General features: G+C 60.7%; 15 protein-coding genes and 3 pseudogenes. 10 read left to right on the top strand and 8 right to left on the bottom strand.

The features are described from left to right. From QX039_RS31930 to traA, 3 genes and pseudogenes are all read right to left on the bottom strand, one after another. Positions 1–587, bottom strand: a 587-nt coding sequence (locus QX039_RS31930; protein WP_315718662.1) for a transposase, incomplete at its 3' end; no start/stop codon positions are given. A gap of 212 nt (positions 588–799) precedes the next feature. Next, positions 800–988: pseudogene (locus tag QX039_RS31925) on the bottom strand (helix-turn-helix transcriptional regulator); the annotation flags it as partial. Positions 989–1104: 116 nt separating this feature from the next. Continuing rightward, positions 1105–4116 carry a Ti-type conjugative transfer relaxase TraA gene (gene traA, locus QX039_RS31920; protein ID WP_315718661.1) on the bottom strand — a complete coding sequence of 1004 codons (3012 nt, stop codon included), beginning with the start codon at positions 4114–4116 and terminating at the stop codon, positions 1105–1107. 171 nt (positions 4117–4287) lie between these two features. On the opposite strand from traA, the gene QX039_RS31915 reads away from it, so the two are divergent. Together QX039_RS31915 and QX039_RS31910 are read left to right on the top strand one after the other, a co-directional pair. After that, entirely contained in the window at positions 4288–4614 is a 327-nt protein-coding gene (locus QX039_RS31915) for a conjugal transfer protein TraD (protein ID WP_315718660.1), read from the top strand. A gap of 1 nt (position 4615) precedes the next feature. Next, complete coding sequence (locus QX039_RS31910) at positions 4616–4882, top strand: conjugal transfer protein TraD (protein ID WP_315718659.1); 267 nt, start codon at positions 4616–4618, stop codon at positions 4880–4882. A gap of 655 nt (positions 4883–5537) precedes the next feature. Here the strand turns inward: QX039_RS31910 and QX039_RS31905 are convergent. The 5 genes and pseudogenes from QX039_RS31905 to QX039_RS31885 all read right to left on the bottom strand — a co-directional run. Further along, positions 5538–6605 (bottom strand): annotated as a pseudogene (locus tag QX039_RS31905) (IS91 family transposase); the annotation flags it as partial. A gap of 76 nt (positions 6606–6681) precedes the next feature. Then, positions 6682–7868 (bottom strand): IS3 family transposase gene (locus QX039_RS31900; RefSeq protein ID WP_315772782.1). Its coding sequence is split into 2 segments (ribosomal slippage): positions 6682–7607 and positions 7607–7868, totalling 1188 coding nucleotides; the frame shifts between segments, so codons are not numbered across the junction. Positions 7869–8510: 642 nt separating this feature from the next. Continuing rightward, on the bottom strand, positions 8511–9275 hold the full coding sequence (locus QX039_RS31895) for an SDR family oxidoreductase (RefSeq protein WP_315718623.1): 765 nt from the start codon (positions 9273–9275) through the stop codon (positions 8511–8513). Positions 9276–9328: 53 nt separating this feature from the next. Continuing rightward, a complete protein-coding gene (locus tag QX039_RS31890; protein WP_315718622.1) occupies positions 9329–10459 on the bottom strand; it encodes an amidase in 1131 nt (376 codons plus the stop codon). A 380-nt stretch (positions 10460–10839) separates the two neighbouring features. Beyond that, positions 10840–11817, bottom strand: a complete 978-nt coding sequence (locus QX039_RS31885) for a LysR family transcriptional regulator (protein ID WP_315718621.1) — start codon at positions 11815–11817, stop codon at positions 10840–10842. Between the two features lie 257 nt (positions 11818–12074). Here QX039_RS31885 and QX039_RS31880 point away from each other — a divergent pair, with 257 nt between their 5' ends. The 8 genes and pseudogenes from QX039_RS31880 (at position 12075) to QX039_RS31850 (ending at position 18868) form a co-directional block, all read left to right on the top strand. Beyond that, positions 12075–13112 (top strand): AMP-binding protein, encoded by a 1038-nt coding sequence (locus tag QX039_RS31880; protein WP_315718620.1) that lies wholly within the window; start codon positions 12075–12077, stop codon positions 13110–13112. A 52-nt stretch (positions 13113–13164) separates the two neighbouring features. Then, positions 13165–14457: a phenylacetate--CoA ligase family protein gene (locus QX039_RS31875; RefSeq protein WP_315718619.1), complete on the top strand. Its 1293-nt coding sequence runs from the start codon at positions 13165–13167 to the stop codon at positions 14455–14457. Next, positions 14441–14707 (top strand): annotated as a pseudogene (locus tag QX039_RS33130) (hypothetical protein); the annotation flags it as partial. The gene QX039_RS31875 and the pseudogene QX039_RS33130, both read left to right, overlap by 17 nt. Positions 14708–14752: 45 nt before the next feature. After that, entirely contained in the window at positions 14753–16213 is a 1461-nt protein-coding gene (locus tag QX039_RS31870; protein WP_315718618.1) for a prenyltransferase/squalene oxidase repeat-containing protein, read from the top strand. A gap of 3 nt (positions 16214–16216) precedes the next feature. Beyond that, entirely contained in the window at positions 16217–16636 is a 420-nt protein-coding gene (locus tag QX039_RS31865) for a hypothetical protein (RefSeq protein ID WP_315718617.1), read from the top strand. Further along, positions 16614–16898: an acyl carrier protein gene (locus QX039_RS31860; protein WP_315718616.1), complete on the top strand. Its 285-nt coding sequence runs from the start codon at positions 16614–16616 to the stop codon at positions 16896–16898. The genes QX039_RS31865 and QX039_RS31860 overlap by 23 nt, the downstream gene beginning before the upstream one ends. Before the next feature lie 28 nt (positions 16899–16926). After that, the gene (locus QX039_RS31855) at positions 16927–18114 is read left to right on the top strand and encodes a class I adenylate-forming enzyme family protein (protein WP_315718624.1); all 1188 of its coding nucleotides are present in this window, start codon (positions 16927–16929) and stop codon (positions 18112–18114) included. Between the two features lie 28 nt (positions 18115–18142). After that, positions 18143–18868: a hypothetical protein gene (locus QX039_RS31850; RefSeq protein ID WP_315718615.1), complete on the top strand. Its 726-nt coding sequence runs from the start codon at positions 18143–18145 to the stop codon at positions 18866–18868. Positions 18869–18905: the final 37 nt, after the last annotated feature.

The raw sequence follows: 18905 nt of genomic DNA, 5'->3' as shown, positions 1-18905 counted from the left end.
TTGGGCGTGACCTCCGTCGCGGCACCGAACGCGGCATCATCAAGAACGGCAAGATACTCGTCGATCGCTCGACCCGCGGCCTCCGGCGGAAGCCCCTTATCGCCTTCGATTCCCTTCTGTCGGTTGGCATCCGCCTTGATCAGGCTCGCGTCGACTGCGAACCCTTCGCCGCCGACCAGCCGCTCCCGGATGCAGCGGCGCAAGACGGTCTCGAACACGCGACGGAAGAGATCGCTCTCACGAAAGCGGCCGTGCCTGTTCTTCGAGAACGTCGAGTGATCGGGGACAGCTCCATCCAGACCCAACCGGCAGAACCAGCGGTAGGCCAGATTGAGGTGGACTTCATCACAGAGGCGCCGTTCCGAACGTATGCCGAAGCAATAGCCGATCAGGAGCATCCTGATCATCAGCTCCGGATCGATCGAGGGCCGGCCGATGTTGCTGTAGAACGGTGCCAACTCCCGTCGCAGGTCCTCGAAGTCGACGAACCTATCGATCGACCGCAACAGGTGGTCGGCTGGGATGTGCCTTTCCAGCGAGAACTCATAGAACAACGCAGCCTGTTCGACTTGCCGATGCCCCATCATGACCTTCAGTCCCGCCAATTAGACAGACTGAATCACCGATATCTCTGCGCCGCAACTGGCGACTTTTTCAACGAAATCGGCTGGAAGGGGACGCTGCTGACTTGATCGAAGATTCAGCTTCGGGTCAGATGTCGCCTTTCGGTCCTGCCGTGCACTACTTCCGGTTGGCCCCCGGAGCGGACATCGCCCGTGCAGGCGACGGACAGGCATGTCGGACGCCACGCCGCGGGATCGGCGATCCATCGGTTGATGTCGGATTCCCGCCAGCCTGCGCCGTTGACGCTGATCCTGAGTTGGGCTGGGAATGTGCCTTCGCCGATCTTGCGGTAGATGGTGGATCGGGACAGGCCGGTACGGGCAAGAACGGTTTTTAGGCGGACGATCCGATCTGGTTCGCGCATGGCTGCGCTGCCTCCTGCTGACTGCTCCTGATCTACACAGAGCAAGCAGTCGCGCGCGCAAGGGCGTTTTTCAAGGCGTCGTACTGTGGCGTGCAGACGGCGGCAAACAGGCTGGGTCAACGTTCGAGGCCTCGGTCTCTTCCAAAGCCTATGCCATGGGCGATGGCCAATTGCTGGCCGAGCCGGCCACCTGATTCGAAGGCGATGCCGAGGTCTTTCCTGCGGCTGGCGAGGACGGACTCCAGTTGTGGATCGCGTTCGAGGCCTTTGGCCATGTCGCCCATCGCCGCGCGCGTCGCCCTATAGCCGGACCTGTCGCCGGCCTGGTACTGGCGCTGGCTGGTGTGATCGAGCTTCTGCCAGCGCTCCACGAAGCGGTCGGCGCGGCGGCTCGGATCAATGCGCAGTTCGGTCTCGAGCTGGAGCGCGCGGACGGCGCGGTTGAGGCGTCCGCCGGCGGCCTCCCGGACCAGCTCGGGGTTCTTCTTGTAGGCGGCCTCAGCGTCGTGGGAGCCATAGGGACGCACCTTTTCGAAGGCCTGGCGGGCGGTCTGTAGCTCTTTGACCTGTTCGGGGCTCGCTCTGCCGCCCGTCTCATGCGCCGCGAAGATCGCATCCACGGCACGAGCATGGCGCACCAGCGCCCGGGTCCGCACGCGACGGGCTTCCGCTTCGGGATCTTGCGCCACGGTCCTTGCCGGCACTTCGGCTTCGCGCCGGTCGGCTGCCGTGCCGATGTTTTCTCTTTCGGGGGATCCCCGCTCGGGCCGTCGTCCGCCATCCCGGTCGAGCACCTCTCCAGGAACGCTAAGGCCGTCGAACATGCCGCGCAGCTTCTCCGGCACGGCCTTGCGCACGATCTCGGCCACGCGCTCGCGGAACGTGATCCCGCGCCGCGCGGCGTAGCTCTGGACGGGATCGGCACGGTCGTAATCCGAGGCCATGTCCTTCGACCGCTCGCGCGACAGGGCACGGTTGAGCCGATCCGCATCGATAAAATCGTCGCGGCCATAATGCAGGTCCACGCTGTCGCGATGCCGCGACAGGGCGACATAGCTGCTGTGGGCGTCCATGCCGGGCGTTGCCAGTACATGGACCCGGTCGACCGTCACACCCTGCGCCTTGTGGATCGTCGCGGCATAACCGTGGTCGATCCGGTTGTAGTCCTTGAGGTCGAAACGCACGGATCGGCCATCGTCGGTCTGCACAGTCATGGATCGCACGCTGACCTGCTCGACGGTGCCCAGCGTGCCGTTCTTCACGCCAAGGCCGCGCTCGTTCTGCAGGAACATGACGCGGTCTCCGCCGGCGAAGTCTCTCGCCCCGCGCTCGACCGCTACTCGCACCTCGTCGCCGAGATCGCCAGCGGCCCGCATCCGCTCGCGCGCTGCCTCGTTCAGCGCCTGCACTTCGTCATTGGTGTGGGTCAGGATGATCCGACTCCGATCCGGTGATGCCTGCCGGTCGCGGTCCCAGCGCTCAATCAGATCGCTGCGCGCCTGCTCGCGGGTCTGGGCCTCATGCACCATGCCGTGGGTGCGGTAGGCCTCGAGCGCATGGCCTACTTTGCCGGTCGCCAGATCGCGCGTGGCGTCGCGCTGCCAGTCCTCCCGCTGACGCCGCACTTCGCCGATCTCGGCGCCGCCGTGACGCTCATGGATTGACCGGAACGCAGCGCCCGCCTCGATGGCCTGCAGCTGCTGCGGATCGCCGACCAGCACCACCTTTGCGCCAGCCTCGGCAGCATGGGACAGCACGCGCTCAAGTTGCCGCGTACCGACCATGCCGGCCTCGTCGATCACCACCACATCGCTCGATTTGAGCAAATCACGGCCTTGTTCCCAGCCATGCTCCAGGCTGGCAATCGTGCGTGACGATATACCCGATCCGCTTTCGAGGTTTTCCGCGGCAATGCCGGACAGCGCCACGCCCCGGACCTCGAAGCCGGCCGCTTCCCATGCCTCCCGCGCCACCCCCAACAGCGCGCTCTTTCCCGTCCCGGCATGTCCGATAACGACGCCCAGATCGCGTCCATCGGTGACGTGCGCCAAGGCGTCAACCTGCTCGGATGACAGCAACAGGCCGCGCGCTTCCGCACCCGCCAGAGCGGCCTGGCGATCCGCGTCGCGCACCTCATGGCGCTCCCGTTCCGCCATCAGTTCAGCGGCCCGGTGCAGGCGCTGTTCTGCCTCGATCATCCCGCGGGTGGTGAACCGATCCTCGCCGCGGGCGTCCTTGCCGAGTTCGACCAGATCGGGCGCTCCCTGCAGTGCGCCCACCACCTCATTGAACTGGTCGAGCCCGTCGCTATGCCGGTGCGCGAACCTCGCCATATCGCGACGGGTGAAGGTCGATTGCTGCAGGGTGATAGCGTCCAGTCCAAGCAAGGGATCGGCGATGATCCGCGCACCATTGCCGCGCGCGATCTCGCGGTGCATCTCGGCCCGGTCGGCCTCACCGACTTCTCCAGCGACGCCCCGAACCTCAATCCGTTTCGCCGGCGCGCCGATCTGGCTTTGCGGCTCCAGCGCGATGCCCTGGGCTTCCAGACTGCGATGGTCGATCCGTGCGTCGATGTCGAGCTCAGCCAGCCGCTCATTGGCGAGCTCCGCCCAGCGTTCGCGCCAGCGCTCGACCATCTCGGTGCGATTCCAGTCTCGTACCTTCTTGCCAAAGCCGTTCTGATCGACCGCGCGCAGGGTCAGCATGACATGAGCATGAGGTTTCGGCAGTCCGTCCTCGGCCCTGTCCCAATGCACATTGAGATCGGCGATCATGCCAAAGTCCACGAACTCGCTCCGAACAAAATCACGGGCTAGCTCGATGCCCTGCGCCTCACTCATCTCGCGCGGAAGCGCAAACTCCACCTCGCGGGCCAGCTGGGCATCTTTCCGGATTTCGAACGCTTCGACATCATTCCAAAGCCGCTCGCGATCGCGCCATGCCTCCGGCGCGTTCCCCGGCAGCATCACCTCGGAATGGACGACGCCGCGCTTCCCGGAAAAGTCTTGCTCGCGGCCGAGCCGCTCGTCGCGCAGCCGCGAAGCCGAGCGATAGGCGGCCGATGCCACCGCACTGCTCCCGGCCTTCCGGCCAATGACCTTGACGTAAAGATGGTAGATCGCCATCGCGATCCAATCACTGGCACAGCGAAGCGCACGTCGGAACGACGTATAAGCGCGCCCTCCCTCGAAAAAATCTCGGGAGGGACCAGCCCGTCCCGGCCAGTCCCGGCGACCTTACAGCATTGTGCCGGGCGCTCGGCTATCATTTCTCTATCAACGCGGATGGAAACGACGATGCGCAAGCCTAGGGACTTTGATGCTGAACTGAAGGCACTTGGGGACAAGGCGCGTGGCCTTAAGAGCCGCAAAGTGCAACAGCTCGGCGAACTGGTGATCGCTACCGGAGCCGACGCGCTAAGTGCCGATGAATTAGCGGGAGCACTGATCGTGCTGGCCGAGACAGAAGAGGCCGGAAAGAAGGAGGCATGGGCCAGGCGCGGGACCGCGTTCTTTCAAGGACGAGCGCGGCGAAATGCGCCAGCAACTGACCGCGACGTGGACGGCCCTCCGGCGCAACCGGGTGGCTCTCAACCGGCATCAGTCCGCAAGGGCGCGGCATGACATGCGCACGTGGCAGGTCGAGCGCCGCAAGCGCACGCGGCATCTCATCGAACTCGGTGGGCTCATCGTCAAAGCCGGTATCGCGGACCTAACTGGCGATGATCGCGCCACTATCCTTGGCGCGTTGCTTTGGATGGCTGCCAAGCTCAAGAGCGATCAAGGCGAACGGGCACGAGCGCTGTGGGCCGCGAAGGGGAAGCAGGCGCTCGAGGCGGACACTGCAACACACAAGGGGATAGATCGAACTGTCTCAGCAGTTCGTCGTTGATGCACAACAATTGCAAACTACCGCCAGATGGCTCGCCATCCGCGGTCGGTCCTGAACCACATCTGGTCGGCGGTCTCCTCGTCGCTTTGAACGCTCCACCCTTCGACAAGGAAGATAACGGGGCGCGTCCCAGCAGCGGGGGAACCGACGGCCGAGCCAGCAAATCCCGGATGAGCGCTACCACCGCAACCACGGCGCAGGCAATGAAAGTTCCGCGGTCAACGATCATGTGACGGCTCCTTGCCGCTCTAAGTAACCTCGTGCCAACCGCGATGATTTAAAGGCAGAGCTGCCACGGTTGATGTCTGTAAATGTGAAGGGTTTCGGATGCCGGCCGCATGATTGACGGCGCGGCACATTCGGGCGGCCGGCGTCCGAAAGCCTCCAAGGGAGGAAACCGCGCATGATGGGCAGGACTGGCGCGGCAGGCTCTATGGGGATTTGAGCGCTGCAGGTGAGCTGGCCGATTGAGTTTGAGCCGGTGCAGCGCGCGACGCGGCGGCGGTGCAGTCGCTGAACGGGTGGTGCACGGCCCCGGTCTCGACGTGTCGTCTGCGGATTGACGAGGACAGAGGAACGTTGGGGCGGACGCCGCCGTGACCGGTCGATGAGCGGCAGGCACTGCGAGCAACTTTGCACAATGGCGGGTGCGCGGTCATGAGGTATCGATCCTGATGGCGCCGGTTGGTGCGGTCGGTTGGTGACGCGGCGTTGCGCCTCGCTCAAAGACCTTGATGACGATCATGCGGCCGCCGCAGCATGGACAGGGCGACTTGGCCATGTCGACGATGGTCTCGGCCGGCTTATCCTCACGATCCCTGACGGCGAGCAGTTCGCGCGCGCGTGCGACGTTGTCGGCGCAGGCGCCCCGCGCCAGCAGGCCGTAGTGGCGGATGCGGTGGAGGCCCTTCGGCAGCACGTGGATGAGGAAGCGGCGGATGAACTCGTCTGTCGCGAGCGTCATCCGCTTTTGACGGTCGCGGCCGTCGACCCGGTAATCCTTCCACCGGAAGGTGACGCCGTGCCGGTCGAAGGCGATCAGGCGGCTGTTGGAGATGGCGACGCGGTGGGTATAGCGCGACAGATAGGCCAGCACGGCCTGTGGCCCGCCAAACGGACGCTTGACATGGACGACCCATTCCGTCTTGCGCGACGCTGCAAGCCATGCGGCGAACGATTGTGCTCCGGCGAGATGAGCGTCGTTGCCGAAGAAGCTCAGGCGCCCGGCCTGGTGGAGGGCGGCAAGACGCTCCAGGAACAGCCGCCGGAACAGGCGTGAGAGCACGCGCACCGGCAGGAAGAACCCCGGCCGGCAGGAAACCCAGCTCCGGCCATCGGGCGCGATCCCGCCGCCCGGCACGATCATGTGCACATGCGGGTGATGGGTCATGGCCGAGCCCCAGGTGTGCAGCACAGACATGATGCCGATCCTGGCGCCGAGATGCTTCGGGTCCGAGGCGATCGTCAGCATGGTCTCGGCCGAGGCCTTGAACAGCAGATCGTAGACGGCGGCCCGGTTGTGGTAGGCGATGTCGGCGATCCGGGCCGGCAGCGTAAACACGACGTGATAATACGGCACCGGCAGCAGCTCAGCCTCGGGGTCGGCGAGCCACTGCTTCGCCGCGGCGCCCTGGCACTTCGGACGGTGCCGGTTGCGGCAGGAGTTGTAGGCGATGGACGTGTAGGCGCAGTCCTCGCAGCGCGCGACATGGCCGCCGAGGGCTGTTCTGGACGGAGCGGCTTAGCGCATGAAGCGCTGCACCGGAATTCTGTGCTCGTCCTGAGCTGCCACCGAAGTTTCATCCAGCAGCGTTTAGAGTCCGGGTGGGTTGTACGCCGAGTGGCGCGGGTGGAGCAACGGGCGATTGGCGGAGCTGGTCGGGGTTGCGCAGCCGATCGCCCGTTGCGGTGAGGTTGGCGGCAAAGGCCGCAGGGGTCTGGTATCTCAGCGAGGAATGCGGCCGCGCGTTGTTGTAGTCGGCAACCCAGGCGGCGAGCCTGCGCCTGGTATCATCGAGACCGAAGAACAGCGTTTCATTCAAGAACTCGTCGCGCATCCGGCCGTTGAAGCTCTCGACGAAGGCGTTCTGGATCGGCTTGCCCGGTGCGATGAAGTGCCAGTCGATCGCGTTGTCCCTGCACCAGGCCAGCATCGCGTTGCTGGTAAACTCGGTGCCGTTGTCCGAGACGATCGAGCCCGGCTTGCCGCGCCGGGCGATGATCGAGGTCAGCTCCCGCGCCACCCGCCGCCCCGAGAGCGAAGTGTCGGCAATCGCGCCCAGGCACTCCTTGGTGACGTCGTCGACGATGTTGAGGATGCGGAAGCGCCGCCCGCCTGCGAACTGATCGGACACGAAGTCCAGCGACCAGCGCGCATTCGGCCTCGCATCGACCAGGATTGGCACGCGGACGCCGCAGGCCTTGCGGCGGCTGCGGCGCTTGCGCACCGCGAGCCCTTCCTCCCGGTAAAGCCGATGGATGCGGTTGATCCCGGACGGCTCGCCCTCCCGCCGCAACAGAATGAACAGCCGTCGATAGCCGAAGCGCCGCCGCTCGCTGGCGAGCTCGCGCAAGCGGCCCCGAAGCGCGGTGTCGGGGGGCCGGCGGGACCGGTAGCGGACCATCGTCCGGTCCGCTCCGACGATCGAACAGGCCCGCCGTTCCGACAGGCCCAGCTTGGCCTGCAGGTGCGCCGCCGCGGCGCGCTTGGCGGCAGGCCTTACCATTTTTTTGAGAGCAGCTCCCGCAGCGCGGCCGCATCGAGCATCTGCTCGGCCAGCAGCTTCTTCAGCTTGGCATTCTCGTCCTCGAGCGCCTTCAGCCGCTTGGCTTCGGAGACGTCCATGCCGCCGAATTTAGCCTTCCAATTGTAGAACGTCGCTTCCGAAATCCCGTGCTTCCGAGCCAGATCGGCCGTCTTCGCACCGGCCTCGTGCTCCTTCAAAACCGCGATGATCTGCTCTTCCGTGAACCGCTTTCGCTTCATCTGTCCGTCCTTCGTCAGGCCGGACTCTAAATCGTTCTGGAGGAAATTCTTAGGGGCAGGTCAGTCCATGCCCGCGGATCGACGGCGCCTTGTTTGTGTATCAATGGTGGGCCGGTTTGCACTCACCAGATAGCCACAAGCGTTTTGTTTGATAAGATGCACGACATGCGCCCCTCCGAAGCTCTCTTCTGGTTGAAGCTTTGGCATCGCGAAAAGTCGTGGCAACGCGGCTTGCAAGATGAACGGGAGGCCAAGCTGGGATGTAACAGCGACGACGGGCACCCGAGTTCAGGATACAGATCTTATCCTCCGCGACCGTCATGTCCCGGCTGCAGGTCCAAGGGACTCTTTCCAGTGCGGATAGGTCATCCGGCCGTTGAGCTCGAATCGCATTGTGAACGGACCATCCGTGAGCTTGGGACCGAAGCTGATCGTCTCGCCCTGCAATTTTGCAGCCAGGATCTCACCTGTGGGTCGTTCGCCGAGCGCTGCCGTGAGCGAGGCTCAGGCCCCGGATCATAGCCCGCGGCCTTCAGGATCAGCGAGAAGAGCCTGGGCATGGCGTCAGCGTCAGTTGTGGATACGCGGGCCAACTGCGGCGCGCCTCCAAAGGCGGTTTCGCTCCGCCGCACGCAGCAGTTCTTATCTTCCTCGCTCAGCCCCCCCGTTGACCTGAACGATCTGGCCCGTGATATGTCCGGCTTCGCGCGAGGCCAACCATCCGATCGTGCTGGCGATATCAGAGGGCAGACCCGCTCGCCTATTCATCGTCTGACCGATCAGCATTTCTCGGCGCTCAGGCGATAAGCGATCGCCGAAGAACTCAGTCTCCGCAATATAGCCGGGTGCGACCACATTCACCGTGATGCCCTTTGGTCCGAGTTCCGCGCCGAGATCATAACAATACGGGTGCAAGGCCGCCTTGGCGGCGCCGTAACAGCCGTTGCCCGACCCTCGATATGCCGCAATAGAGCTGATAAGAATGATCCGTCCGCCCGGCGCACTGAGGTGCCTGCGTAAGCCTTCGATGAGGAGGACGGCACTCAACACATTAGATGCGAAGTTTTCGGTCCAGCGCCTCGCAATACCCGAGAGGTCTGGGCCGTATGAACCGGGCGGTGACGTCAGCACAACATTCCCGCCGGCCGCCGCCACCAGAACGCGTATTTCCTTATGCCTGTGTGTGATTTCGTCGCAGACGCGCTGTACTTGGTCTGCCTGGGTGAGATCAACGGCAATCGGGAGAACCGGAACGCCTCCGCTCCGATTCAGGTGTTCAGCCGCTTTCTCCAACCGATCTGCGCGACGCCCAAGAACGACTACGTGAGCGCTCTGTTGATGGAAGTGCTTGGCGACCGCAAGGCCAATCCCGCTTGCACCACCGCTTACGACAACTGCATCCGTCATCGATCTTCCTTTCGCTCCTGGGACTCAAGTAGTTTCTCGTCGATCTGATCGGTTCAAGATGGATTCCATCTGAGATCGCCTCTTACCCGTTCCAAGTCGGCGGCTATAGCAATAAGCTGCGTTTCTCGGTGTGGGCGGCCAAGCATTTGAATGGCCAGGGGAGCACCACTTACTTCGCTTCGTTTTATCGGCATGGTGATTGCAGGAAGTCCAGCGAAACTCGCGATTGGCGTGTAGCCCAATCGTTGTTCGTAGTCGGGTTGGTCTGAGGCTGGGATGGTCGATTTGGGCATCACAGCGTCCCTCAGGCTGCGAGGCGGTGTCGGGTGAAGAGGTAGCAACCAAATCTCGGCAGACTCCGCGTCGAACCGCGACTCGATATCTTTGCGGCACGCTGCAAGTCTGTCGAGTATTCGGCCATAGGATTGATCATCGATGCGAGCTCCGATTTCCAGCGCAGCCTGCGTCGATTCCGACAATTCAGTTTTCATCCATTTCTGCCACAGGCGGTAACCATCCCAAGCCTCGCGAGCACAGAGTTGCCATGCCGCTTCGCGCTGCGCCCAGAGATCGTCCAATCGCACCGATCGAATGTGGTGCCCGGCGTCCTCGAGTAGACGGCATGCAAGATGCAACGCGTCCCGCATTTCAGGATGACAACAACCTCGATCAAAAGCGTTCTCAACAACCGAGACTTGGCAGCGGCCTAAAGGCGCAATCGCTGATCTCTCTTGACCGCCGAGGCGCAACAGTTGCCATAAGAAGAAAAGATCCTCAGCGCTGCGTGTGACCCAGCCCAGTGCGTCCATCTGAGGAGACAGAGGGAAGATACCATGAAGGTCGGCTCTGTCGCAGGTCGTGCGTAGACCGACAGCGCCACAATTTCCCGCTGGCCAGCGGATGGATCCAAGCACATCCGTCCCGAGGGATATGTCGCAAATGTTGGCTGTCACAGACACGGCCGATCCGGTACTCGAGCCGGCGGGAGCAACGTCCGGCACGTAGGGATTGACACAGCCGGAGCCAACACCGAGGTTAAGCTCAGTCGTGACAACCTTGGCGACTATCTCTGCGAACTCTGTATCTATCGCTCGAACGGCAGCGGCACTGCTGTCCGGATAGTGCCGATGATGCCGCAGACCAAGACGCGTGGGAAAGCCAACGACGTTGATCGTGTCCTTCACTCCAATGCGTATAGCCCGTGCGTTCGATCCTAACTCTTTCCGATGTGCGCAGGCTCGATAGCGAGTATCTGCCCATGTGCTCCAGATGCCGCACTCAGACCTCCAACGGTCAGCATCAAGGCTTCCATCCTGCCTCGCTTCGACGCGTGCCTCCAGCGACATGCGGAGCGTTTCCGGAAGGGGCGACGTAGCCGATTGGTCCTCCAATTTGCATGCGCGGAAGAACGATGTGACCTTGTCTGTAACCGCTATCATTGCTCTCGCCTCCTCCTTCGTGGAGCGACGGCCACTCAAGCACACCAACTCACCCGGGTGACCTACCAGATTTAGTGGGTCGCGGGAGTGGCGGTGCAAAATTCGAAAATGGCTCGTCGATGGTTCTAGGGCAACTCGGGATGTGCACTTGGCAGCAACGATAAGTCCGGAACGTCCAGATCAGGCTCTTGAGGTCCCTGTTGCGCGACCCGCCGCAAGATAGAAATATAGCTCGCAGTGGCCGGCGACGCGTCCGGTTCGGACCGCCAGGTCATTAGGAGATCATAGTTGATAGGTGTTCCACATCCGGTCAGTTGACGCACGGCCACGCCCGGCCGGATCTCCGATCGAAGTGACATAGGAATGACCGAAATCCCAAGCCCGCCAGCGACCAAGCCTATCGCGGTCTGGAAGTCAGGTACGCAATGACTCACGTAAGGGTGGAAGCCCGTCTGAGCGCAAGCTGCAACAATGCTGCCATAAAGCCCTGGCCCCTCGGTCGGTGGGAATAAAATCCAGTTCTCGTGCGCGAGGTCGACAAGCGACACCGTTGTCACAGAAGGGCTCGCGAAGCGATGGTTGTCGGGAACTATTGCAACCATTTGGCTGGAAAATAGCAACTCCGTGGAAAGCCGGTCGGCTGTGAGCACGGGGCCAGCAACGATCGCGATGTCCACCTGCCGCGTATGCAGCATCTTCATCTGTTGTGCGGTTGTTGCCTTGACAAGGACGAGCTCCATCTTCGGATGCTCGGCACGCAATTGCCGCAACGACCGAGGAACAAGGTTGTATGCTCCGCCCATCCCAACGAACGAAATCCGTAGAGGCCCCTCGATGGGCTGCTCTGCGCTTCGTACGCGCGACATGGCTCGATCAGCTTGTGCAACAGTCAATTTTGCTTCACGGAGAAATACTTTCCCGGCCGTGGTCAGACCAAAAACGCGGGTACCACGATCAATCAATGTCTGCCCCAGCTCGGCCTCTAAAGCCTTGATTGCCGCCGTCAAAGGCGGCTGCGCAATATTGAGGCGCTTAGCCGCCCGACTGAAGCTCAATTCTTCCGCAACTACGATGAATTGCCGGAAACGTCGCAACTGAGGCATGTCATACCTGTTTTAGAAGACGCCCTATATTTCATTCGTATTGGACGCGTTGAAGTTCAACTGATACTACCATACTACCGTTAGATGCAAAAGGATGTTGCGTGATGGATGTGTGTTGGACCGTTCCCAATCGTCTGTTGAGCTACCTCCGCACTCTTCCGAACTTGGCTGAGGCGTACACATCTGCCGACCCTATCAGGAGTCCTGCCGACCTACGCGCCGTACCTCTCCTGACCGAGCAGGGATACCTGCACGCCATGCGCGAGATCTCCGACGCTTGGCGAGGGAGCGGCGCCTATCTATTCATGTCGTCTGGGACAACCGGTCAACCCAAAATCGGGTTACAACCACGGCATCAGCACATCCCAGAGATACTGCAATCATGGAATCCGACGTCCCGGACGTCTGGTCGGCGCTTCGTCGATTTCTCTTCTGGCGGCAAGGCCTGGTCAGCAAACCACTTCTTCCGAGAGCTTTGTCTCTCGAAGGGGATGATATACCTGCACCTCGGCAATGTCGCAAACGACCTCGATCTCGATGCAATCTGGGGCCGCGTGCTCCTCCAATCCGAGGCCTGCGTAATCTCCGGAAACCCTACATTGCTGGAGATCATCGCTTCTTATGTGGTCAAGCTTGGCCGGGACATGCCGACGGTCCAAGCAGTCCTCTGGACCGGAGAGCCTCTAAAGGGTTTTCACGAACGGGCTATAACGCGCGCATTCCCCAACGCTGAGCTCTGGAGCGTTTACGGTGGGACTGAACCATGGGTGATCGGCTTCCAAACGCCAGAGATGCCGCGCAACCAATTCCGGGCCCTTGACTATCAATACGTCGAGTTGGTGGACGGCTCACTGGTCGTAACGTCATTGAATGAGGCCGTCATCAACCCAATGCTGAGATACAAGGTTCCCGATCTCATTGAGGCGGTCGATCAGACCGCTGACGGACGTATTCTTGAGTTTAAAGTATTGGGCCGCGCCGACAACAGAATATTCTTCGACGGAAACAACGTCTCGCCTAGAGCGATCGCGCAGGCGGTACGCCGTATTCGCAACATCGAAGATTCCCAGGTCATACTCCGTCAGCGCGACGGCGTTGTGAAGCGAATCGAGATCCGGATAAGGCCTCAGTTCGGTGCGGCGGAGCCATCGCATGATGATGTCCTGAAGGCGCTCATCGAGGACGACGTCCAGAACGACGTCCTTCGCGAGATATTGTCGGTGGATTCGAGCGAGCCGTTCGTCATCAACGACCGCAGCGGCAAGTGCGCCGACTACGTGTTCCTCGACTTCTAGCCTCTCCATCGCCGCTCGACGTCACACTGTCGGCCTATCCACGGAGTTTCCGATGAATATTGAAGCGACGAGCGCCTCGTCGGAGGCCAACAATGCACTTGCCGAGATGCGAAGCGTTTGGCAAAGCGAATGTCCTCCACTGCTCCGCGCGTATCAGGAAAGAAAGCTCGCGCGGGTTTGGGATATCGCGAAGTCGTCGCGGGCATACTCACATCTGGGCCGCTTTAGCGTCGGCGCCTTTCAACAACTCGATGTTACTTCTAAAGCTGCCTTGAAGGCGCGTCCCGATGATTTCGAGAGCAGCCTTATCGAACAAGCAGTCAAGTACTATGAATCGACTGGAACAACAGGAACGGCAACGCCGACACGCAGAACGGCAGAAGATATCGCCTGGAATTACGGAAGTGTGTTTCTACAATGGGGAGAGGTCATTCGGCCGAATGACCGCTGCTTGACCTTGCTGCCGTCCGATATCGCACCTATCGGCGATCTAATCGTCGGCGTATGCGAAATGGCAAGTGCTTGCGTCGCGAGATGCTTTCCCTTCACCCAAGGCATTGTTTCCTGGGATCGGATTGAAGCGCTCTGCAGTCGCTTTCAGCCCACGGTAGTATTTGCATCACCCGGCACGCTGATCCAGATGATGCGTGTATTCAAGATCCGAGGAACCTTTCGCTCTTGCGCCGCCTCGGTAAACACCATCATGCTTTCCGGCGAGGTCGTCTGCCGGGAATTGCGGCAGATGCTGGCGTCCGAGTGGGACGCCGACGTCTACGTTGCGAGCTACGGGTCGACCGAGACAGGAACGATTGCCGCAACAGGCAGCGACAACTCTCTCCGGCTTCTGGAATATGCATATATCTGTGAGATATCGACACCAGAAGGAATCAAGCCTGCCGAGCCAGGGGATTGCGGTCAACTGGTCATCACTACGTTGAATGCATTCGCAAGGCCGCTGCTGCGCTTCGACACAGGCGACAGAGTCAAGATACTAGGTGACACGAGCAGCTCGAGAAAATACCTCGAGATTCTAGGGCGCGAAGAAGAGACGCTCGGAATTGGTAGCCGCAATTACCTCACAGCCGAGGTCGATAGCATGGTCTACAATACCAAAGGAGTCACTGGATACCTACTAAAGGTTCGGAATAACGAAGTTGTCGGCATCATTCTGGAACACGACCCGGACTATAGCGACAGACTAGACGAGCTCTCGAAAAATGCGGCCAGATCATTTCGCGATCATGGACTGAATTTTGAACTCGAGATTGTAGCTCAGCTTCCCATCACGACAAAGAGTGGGGCGTCGCTAAAGAGCTGGAAGCGCTCCAATGCCGTCGCAGCTTAGCCTCGACCCGTCCATCGAGCGCCTGTCAGGCTCGTTGCATCTGTTGCGGGACGGCGGGGCGGGCACTGGCGGGGCAGACCTTTGGGCCACCTACGCTGGTGTGAGAACCCTGAGGTGGTTGGAGTACACGCTGCCCGAGCCCGAGCGCAGCGGAACGATACATTACCTCTTGTCACGACGAAATCGCGATGGAGGCTTCGCGTGGCAACGGGGACTGATATCAGACGTGTGGGCCACATACTACTGCAGCCAAGCATTGACGGACTTGGGCGCGCCCGTGCCCGAAATTCCAAGAATGGCCGACTGGCTGGCTCGCCTCCAACACGGCAACGGCGGCTTTGCAATGATCGCCGGGCAGGAGCCGGACGTATGGGCGACTTACTACGCCGCGCGTCTTTTCCACGAAATCGTGCGGGCGAAGATTCCCGCCCAGGCCGAGCTCTTAACTTGGCTGCGCTCGCTTCAATTGCCAGACGGTGGCCTTACTTGGTGTCCAGGCCACCGACAATCGGATGTAAGGGCGGTCTACTACGCCGTTAACGCTCTTAAAGCTCTCCAACAGCGTCCGGATCTGCCCTGGCAAGGGCACGAACTTCTAAAGTGGATGCAGAGCAGACAGGCGGAAACCGGCGCGTTTTGCTTTCATGCGAACGCAGCGCCATGCATGTGGGCGACGTTTCGGGCCACAAGCGCTCTTCGAGCTCTGGGATGGTCTCCAGCCGAGCCGGAAGCGTGCCGCGAGTGGATACTCGGCCAACTGACGCCGGAGGGGTTTACTCGTTGGGAGGGCAGCGCTCAGTCCGATGTATGGGCAAACTTTTCGGCTGTCGGAGCACTCGCGGCGCTCGACTCGAAGCTGGAGGCGGCCCAAGCGGATGTCGTACGCCGAAGTGTTATACGGACAAGCGTCCCGTCGGGAGGGCTCAACTATCGCCCAATCGCGCTTGCCAGCGACGCACTGACGACCGCATCGGCAGTGATGATCGCCTGCATCAATTCCCCCCGACATCCCTCTATCGAGACGCTGTGCGAATGGCTCCAAACGGCACATACCCCATGGGAAGGCGGCGTAATGTATATGCCGGGGCGCGGCGCAGAGGTGCGCTGTTCACTATGGGCCGTGTCGGCCCTCCGCCTGGCGGGCCGGCGGCTCCGCGAGGAAGGAAGGCTGGTCGAATGGATTAGAGAGTTGCAAAACCCAGATGGCGGCTTCGGGTATTGGGTGGGGCGAGGATCTGATATGACGTCATCGATGTCCGCGGTTGCCATCCTTACCTCGCTTGGAAGGGACGCCAACAACGAAATCGATCATCGCTCTCTTACCGGCTTTGTTATGCGATGCTTGCGCCCGGACGGCGCCGCCGCTACACCCCGCGGCTTATCAAGCGGAAGTGCGACTGCCCAGGCTAGCTATATACTGCACAGCCTTGGCCAACGAGATTTGGCCGAGAAGACCGCCAATTGTCTCGGCGAACTGTCTATCATGTCCGGTTTCCGAGAAACAAGAGCCTCTCTGCCAAGCCTTTATGCGACCTACCAAGCGTTGCTTGCCTATGGCCAGAACGATCGCCTCCCTATGTCATCATCTTCGCTGGACCGTTTTCTTGCGAAACTCGTTTCCAAGACCGGTGAGATCGGATGGACGCCGCTACAGCAAAGCGGCCAGGATCCATTAGCGGTAGCGCTATTTACGCTTTTGAAGCGTAAGGCTGATGATCCCGCGTTCTCGCTTCCTGTTCTCGCGTTGACCGCTTGAGCCATGCCCACCTTAACGATCCACTCCGACCTCAAAGACCCCACTATGCGGGGCCGCTTCTGTCGACGCGTCACGGTCACCTTCGGACGGCTGGGAGTCGATGTCAGGCACGTACTTACTCGCTGGCTGGTCATTGATCCGAGTGCCGTATTCTCTGGACCCGCCCCGCTCGCCCGCTCGAATGTGAAATCGCTGGCCTCCGTCGCGTTTATTGCTATCGAGGTAGACCAAACACGTGAGCGCTCCTGGCGTGACAAGATTGTTGAGGGTGTGCTCAGTGCGTCGAAAGACGTATTCCCGCACGACCGCCTCTTCATACGACTGATCCCGGTTGATCCGTTCGATCATTGGAATGTCATATTGGCCGAAATGCGCGATCGCGCAGTAAAGGAGGGGCGCAATGCCGGGCGAGACGACTGTTGACAAGATCTTAGCCGCTTCGCGCGAACTATTTCCGTTCGAGCTGAAACTCGCTCAGATCGACACGCCCCTTCCAAGCATTCCTGGACTGAACTTCGACAGCCTGAAAGCTATGGAAATGGTCTCACTCCTTGAAGAACTATTCGGAATCGAGATCGATTTTGGTGTTGACGATCTCTCCTTTAATCTTTCGACTGTTCGACGGGCAGCCCAATTGGTCGAACGAAAGTTGAGCGTTAAGCACGTGTCAGGTGCTGCGGAGTGAATGCCGAGGAGGCGCGAACGTGGACGCGATGGATACGACCACCCGACCAGCGGCCAAGGAATTGTCCTGGCCGGAGCTGCAGGCTCTGCTATTCGATTCTAAATCAGACGAGCGATGCATGGTGCGCAGCGAACTCGATCGCTCGCTCACATGCGCCCCCTGGTCGATCGATTTTTGGCGGGCTAGCCAGCTTCGCCAGACTATCCCCCTCTGTGCAAGTATCGGTCTACGCTCCTCAGGGACGACTGGGACGGCAAAGGTAGCGTGGCGATCGATGCTGCAGGTCGAACTTGAAGCGAACTGCATTGTGCAGGCTTTCGCACTCGAGCAAGTCGATGAAGTGGTTTCATTCGCTCCTGTAAACCACGCCTTCGGCTTCTTGTGCGGGATCGCACTCGCGCGCAACAAGCGCGCTCGCCTGACCTATTGCCCCCAGCTTCAGGGAGGTGAAATCCTCCGCGTTCCATCGTCCGGGAGACGAATTATTCTTAGCCTCCCCTCGACTTGGCAGATGTTGATGCGCACCGGGGTTCTGGACGATCCATCGACGACAATCCTCCATTCTGCTGGCCCGGTCCCGCGAGTTGCTCGGGACATGCCGAACTTTGGCCGCCCGTCCTCTTACGCCCTCCGCGAAATCTTCGGATCGACGGAAACTGGCGCAATTGCATATCGACAATCGGCGCGCGACGACGCGAGCTTTTGGCAGCTGTGTTCCGACACCACTCTGCTCGGTCCAGACCTTGAGGGACGGCTCCGTGTATTGAGCCCACGCTGCGCAACAGCTTCACCAAGCGGAGAGCTTGGCCCCAATCTCGACGGCATCACCATCGAAGATGACGTAGAAATTCATCCGGGGCGACAGATCCGGCTCAATGGCCGTCGAGACGATCTGGTGAAAGTCAACGGCGTTAACGTTCGTCTCGGACTCCTCGCGACCGAGCTTGAAATGGTGTTTCCAGACAGGCCAATGACAATTGTGATCGAGCCGGACGTCGTCCGTGGGCATACCTTCTACTTGATCACGCTCGCACGTAGCGTTTCCCCTGCCATGCGAGCAGAGCATGAGCGTACGATTGGTCGGACGGTCACACGACTATTTGGAGCTCACGTGTACCCAGCCCGCTACGTTTATGCCGATACGCTGCCATCGACCAATACCGGAAAAGTTCGCATTCGGCGCCTGGTCAGCGAAAACTCAGTTGAGGCACAATGAACACCGCGAGACGATAAGGTACACACACATGCGCTCTTACCCAGTTCCCGATTGGCTGCTCTTCATTAATGATTATGTTCGTCGAGGGCACGCCTATCTCGCCGGCCTGGGCCTTACATTCGAAGTCGGTAGCGATTTCGCCGTTTTTGCGGCTGCCTACTATGAGCTCTCCGGCGAGGTAGTTCTCAGCACGTACGATCCAGAACACAGCTACCTTACGCCAGCAAATAGTTTTTGGGCGATCGCGCGCAGATCGGGCCATTGCGTTGCGACAGCAGCCATCAAGTTGATCGATAGCCACGATTTTCGCTACGACCTGGCTGTGGGAAAGGTCTTTTGGGATCTCGCTCCGCGATTGGCGCCGTTTGCGGAAGAATTGCTCACGCCGGAGTTCCCCTTCATGGCCGGCAAAGTCGCGTATTGTGGGGCCGCCTTCGTCGCGCCCGAACTCCGACAGGAGGGAATCAATGCGTGCGTCGGACGGATGACTCGCTTGCTCTCAATCAAGCACTTCGGGGTCGAATGGCTTTGCGCGACATGCTTTGAGAGGGTTGCGCGATCAACGCTCCCGCTCGGCAGCAACGCCTTCTCGCATATCGCTCCTTGCATCGTCGCGCCTGCACCAGCCTCATTTCCGGGTGAACCGTTTTATCTGATGTGGTCAAGCCGCGACGAAATGCTAGAGCGACTGCGCACTCATAGCGGCTTCGGGTCGGCCTCGCTGCTCCAGGAGCGCAATCATCCAGCTTCCTAGGTTGCCCTAGTGCGTCTTAAACGAGAGGGACTAAGCA

Origin of the sequence: Bradyrhizobium sp. SZCCHNR1043, assembly GCF_032489675.1 — a bacterium.
Lineage (GTDB): Bacteria > Pseudomonadota > Alphaproteobacteria > Rhizobiales > Xanthobacteraceae > Bradyrhizobium.
The sequence above is the reverse complement of the archived record's forward strand: the minus strand, read 5'-3'. Positions and strand labels throughout refer to the sequence as shown.

Bases quoted from the DNA above. Each gene is read 5' to 3' on its own strand.
- QX039_RS31910 (WP_315718659.1), top strand. From the start codon at position 4,616: ATGCGCACGTGGCAGGTCGAGCGCCGCAAGCGCACGCGGCATCTCATC.
- QX039_RS31895 (WP_315718623.1), bottom strand. From the start codon at position 9,275: ATGACGGATGCAGTTGTCGTAAGCGGTGGTGCAAGCGGGATTGGCCTT.
- QX039_RS31875 (WP_315718619.1), top strand. From the start codon at position 13,165: ATGAATATTGAAGCGACGAGCGCCTCGTCGGAGGCCAACAATGCACTT.
- QX039_RS31915 (WP_315718660.1), top strand. From the start codon at position 4,288: ATGCGCAAGCCTAGGGACTTTGATGCTGAACTGAAGGCACTTGGGGAC.
- QX039_RS31855 (WP_315718624.1), top strand. From the start codon at position 16,927: ATGGATACGACCACCCGACCAGCGGCCAAGGAATTGTCCTGGCCGGAG.
- QX039_RS31870 (WP_315718618.1), top strand. From the start codon at position 14,753: ATGGCCGACTGGCTGGCTCGCCTCCAACACGGCAACGGCGGCTTTGCA.
- QX039_RS31880 (WP_315718620.1), top strand. From the start codon at position 12,075: ATGCGCGAGATCTCCGACGCTTGGCGAGGGAGCGGCGCCTATCTATTC.
- QX039_RS31865 (WP_315718617.1), top strand. From the start codon at position 16,217: ATGCCCACCTTAACGATCCACTCCGACCTCAAAGACCCCACTATGCGG.
- QX039_RS31860 (WP_315718616.1), top strand. From the start codon at position 16,614: ATGCCGGGCGAGACGACTGTTGACAAGATCTTAGCCGCTTCGCGCGAA.
- traA (WP_315718661.1), bottom strand. From the start codon at position 4,116: ATGGCGATCTACCATCTTTACGTCAAGGTCATTGGCCGGAAGGCCGGG.
- QX039_RS31850 (WP_315718615.1), top strand. From the start codon at position 18,143: ATGCGCTCTTACCCAGTTCCCGATTGGCTGCTCTTCATTAATGATTAT.
- QX039_RS31885 (WP_315718621.1), bottom strand. From the start codon at position 11,817: ATGCCTCAGTTGCGACGTTTCCGGCAATTCATCGTAGTTGCGGAAGAA.